This is a genomic window from Protofrankia sp. Cj3 (assembly GCF_917627355.1).
In the GTDB taxonomy this organism is placed as follows: domain Bacteria; phylum Actinomycetota; class Actinomycetes; order Frankiales; family Frankiaceae; genus Protofrankia.
In genome coordinates this window covers 5,778-8,959 of record NZ_CAKJTR010000146.1, presented here as the reverse complement: position 1 = coordinate 8,959, position 3,182 = coordinate 5,778, and the positions used below count along the sequence as shown (strand labels likewise).

At 69.4% G+C, this 3,182-nt stretch carries 3 protein-coding genes; all 3 read right to left on the bottom strand.

Annotation, left to right across the window (positions count from 1 at the left end; genetic code table 11):
• Positions 1-23: 23 nt before the first annotated feature.
• Positions 24-1,079, bottom strand: coding sequence for a M56 family metallopeptidase (locus MJ783_RS17595; protein WP_239311670.1), 1,056 nt, complete (start codon positions 1,077-1,079; stop codon positions 24-26).
• Positions 1,076-1,510, bottom strand: a complete 435-nt coding sequence (locus MJ783_RS17590; protein WP_239311668.1) for a BlaI/MecI/CopY family transcriptional regulator — start codon at positions 1,508-1,510, stop codon at positions 1,076-1,078. The genes MJ783_RS17595 and MJ783_RS17590 overlap by 4 nt, the downstream gene beginning before the upstream one ends.
• A gap of 92 nt (positions 1,511-1,602) precedes the next feature.
• Entirely contained in the window at positions 1,603-2,976 is a 1,374-nt protein-coding gene (locus MJ783_RS17585; protein WP_239311666.1) for a PH domain-containing protein, read from the bottom strand.
• Between the last annotated feature and the right edge of the window lie 206 nt (positions 2,977-3,182).

Sequence of the window (3,182 nt, the reverse complement as noted above, 5' to 3'; positions counted from 1 at the left end):
CAATGCGAGGGCGGGGCACGCGCTCAGACGGTCACCAGGACGAACACGGGGAACGCGCTGACGGCGGCGGCCGTCAGATAGATCGTCGCATGCGCCCACAGCGGCGTCCGGGGCGATGGATCCAGCAGGCGCGAGATGCGGGCGACCAACGGAGTGTCGATCGGCGACCGGGCGCTCTCGGCCACCGGAGCGTTCGTGTCCCCGCTGTCTATCGTGCCGCTGCTGTGGCTGGCACGCGCCGGCCACAGCGTCCGGCATCGTTCAGACAGCTGGTGCTGGGGCACACCGCTGATCGCGACCGCGCCCGCCGGCACCGGGGAGCGGGCGACGCCGAGCCTGGCCAGTGCGCGCGCGAGCGTCTGCCCACTGGTGCGCCGGGCAGCGGCGTCATCGGCGAGCATCTCGACCAACAGAGACACCGCGGCGGTTGCTTCACGGGCCGGTGACAGAAAGGGGAACGTTTCCTGCCAGGCCACGAAAGGCTGGATGACGAGATCGTGGCGGCTCCGAGCATGAGCTTCCTCGTGCACGAGGACGGCTTCCAGCTCGTCCGCGGCGAGCGCGGTGAGCAGCCCTTTGGAGACGACTACCCGGGTGTGACGCACACCGGGCAGGCAGTATGCGACCGCGACCGGATGGTCCAGAACGCGGAGCCGACTACGTCGGCAGGCCTGTTCACCGTGGTCGTGACCGGCGAGGTCGACCAGATGGCGGTGACGGCGCCGTTGCCGCAGGGTCCGGGATGTGCATAGGGCGAGTACGCCGAACAGGCGGGCGGCAAGCGCGGATGCCACCGCGAGACCGATCAGGTTGATCCAGCCGAGCCCGGCCAGCGGCTCACCGGCCGCCAGATGGCTGGCATGGTCGCGGACACTCACCGGCATGTTCGTCGACAGCGGCGCGAAGGTGAAAGCGATCACCGCTAGCAGCGCGGAGACTCCGCCCGCAAGCCCGACGGCCTGCCACAGCACGATCGCCGACCGCGGGCAGCGGGACGGCCAACGGGCCGCCGCGAGCAGCCGCGGAACCGGCCACGCAAGGGTGCACGCGAACAGGGTGAGAACGGCCGCGGTCGTCATAGCGGGTGAACAGTACCTCTGTCGGCAGGAGGTGGTTCGTCCTGTGGACGCAGTGTGTCCGATCCATCATCCTCGGCGCCCGCCGGCCGGGTCAGCGCCCGGCGAAGGATCTCGGCTTCGGCCGGGGAGACCGAACCGACGAAACGGACCAGCGCCGAGCCGCGATCATCGGTGGTGTCGAGGACCGCCAGCATGGCCTCGGCGACAACGGCGTCCCTGCTGCTCGACGCCCGGTAGCGGTGCGCGCGCTCGGCGCGCTCCCGTTGGACGAAACCCTTGCGCTCGAGGCGTTCCAGCACCGTGAGGACGGTGGTGTAGGCAAGGTCGCGTTCGTGGTCGAGGCGGGTCGCTACCTCACGCGCGGTCAGCCAACCGTCTGTATCCCACAGTACGTCCATGACTGACCGCTCAAGGTCACCCAGGCGCGCCATGGGTCCACTCTACGACGCGCCAAGAGATGACGTGACCTGATCCATAGATCTCGTGAAGCTGGCCCACGGCCCGACAGAAGCGGCTATAAGGATCACTGGCCATGAAAGGGCCGCGGTAGGCGTGCAGTGCGGCGGGCCGCTCGGCAGCGGCCGGGAATGACAGCCAACTGATGGTCGGCTTCTTCGACGTCACGATCGGTAAGTTCCGCCTGGATGCGTCGACCGGCGGTATCGAGATGGATCGTGGCCAGGCCGAACATCCGCTGTAGTGGTCCCTGGACCCGGCGGATGCTCTGGACTTTTTCCAACGGGACCCATCGTGTGACTCGGCGTACCCGACCGTTTGTCGTTACGATACAGGTCTTGCTGTCTCCCCAGGCGAGGTAGCGGTAGCGCAGTGGAGCTTTCCACCGGGCGCGGGCCGGGGCGCGCCGATCGGCGGTGGGCGCCGCGGGAATGAGCTGGGACAGTAAGAACGCGGCTTGGCCATGGTCCCCGACCGGCAGCACAGCCCGCAGCTGGCGTCCCTCGGGCCTGTTCTCGTTCCTGACCCGCCGGCCCGCCACCTCGACCTCGAGGCGGCACCAGCGCAATGGCCGCCACAGGAGCGGTTCGACCAGCTGGACCGCTTGGACACGGCCGAACGGAATCGTCTCCGTGGCGGTCTGGATCGCGCCCGAGCGCAGATGGAGGCCGTCGGCGGCGACGGAGACGGTGAGCTCGAAGCCGCTGTTGAAACGCCGCCAAGCCGCGGTGAGCATCCCGATCAGGAGACCCACGGCACCCCCCAGAGCACCGATGGCCGCCGGGATCGCTACCGCGACCGCGGCGAAGACGACGGTCGCGCCTATCGTGACAACTCCCTGGCCGCTCAGCAGTATGGAGGTGGCCAGCCGCCGGGTGGACAGCGCCACCAGCAGCTGTTCCGGGGGTGGCGGTGAATCCTCGGCGACCCCGTGCGCGAGGGCCAGCAGGCGTGCCCGCAGGATCTCCGCGTCCGCCTTGCGTAGACAGGCCAGCCGGCCGGCGGAGCCACCGGATGCCGCCATCCGCAGATGGAGTTCGGCGAGGCCCAGCACCCGCGCCAGCCCGGATTCCACCAGGTCGATCGCCTGGATCTGGGATAGCGGGTACCGCTGCGAGCTGCGGCGCAGCAGCCCTGTCTCGATTCGCAGCGTGCCGTTGTCAACCTGCCACCGGGTGACCAGCCACGAGATCACACCGATGACGACGACCACGGCGACAACCGCGAGATCCCAGTAGCGTCCCTGCCCACCGCTGTCCTGCTGGTGGGTTACGGCGCCGGACAGCAGGAGAGTCGCCAGCACCACGAGGTGGCGACCGGCCCGTACCAGCGGTGACAGAGGGTGCAGACGGCGCCATCCGCCGGCAAGTCCCGCGATGGGTTGGCCGTCGCTCCGCTCACCGGCCTGTTCACCGGCTTGCTCACCGGCCGGTCCGGCCATCGCGGACGCTTCTGCCCTGGACGGCCCCGCCGTCAACCGGTGTATCGCCGTTCCGTCCATAGCGGAGTGCTCGTCGGCGCTGTTCACAGCCCGGCCGCTTTGGCTTCGCCCAGAGCGGCCAGCGCGTCACGGAGCCGGGCCGCTTCGGCCGCGAGGAGTCCCGGGATTCTGGCGTCACTCGCTGCGGCTGCGGTGTGCATGCGTAC

Bases quoted from the DNA above. Each gene is read 5' to 3' on its own strand.
- MJ783_RS17595 (WP_239311670.1), bottom strand. From the start codon at position 1,079: ATGACGACCGCGGCCGTTCTCACCCTGTTCGCGTGCACCCTTGCGTGG.
- MJ783_RS17585 (WP_239311666.1), bottom strand. From the start codon at position 2,976: ATGGCCGGACCGGCCGGTGAGCAAGCCGGTGAACAGGCCGGTGAGCGG.
- MJ783_RS17590 (WP_239311668.1), bottom strand. From the start codon at position 1,510: ATGGCGCGCCTGGGTGACCTTGAGCGGTCAGTCATGGACGTACTGTGG.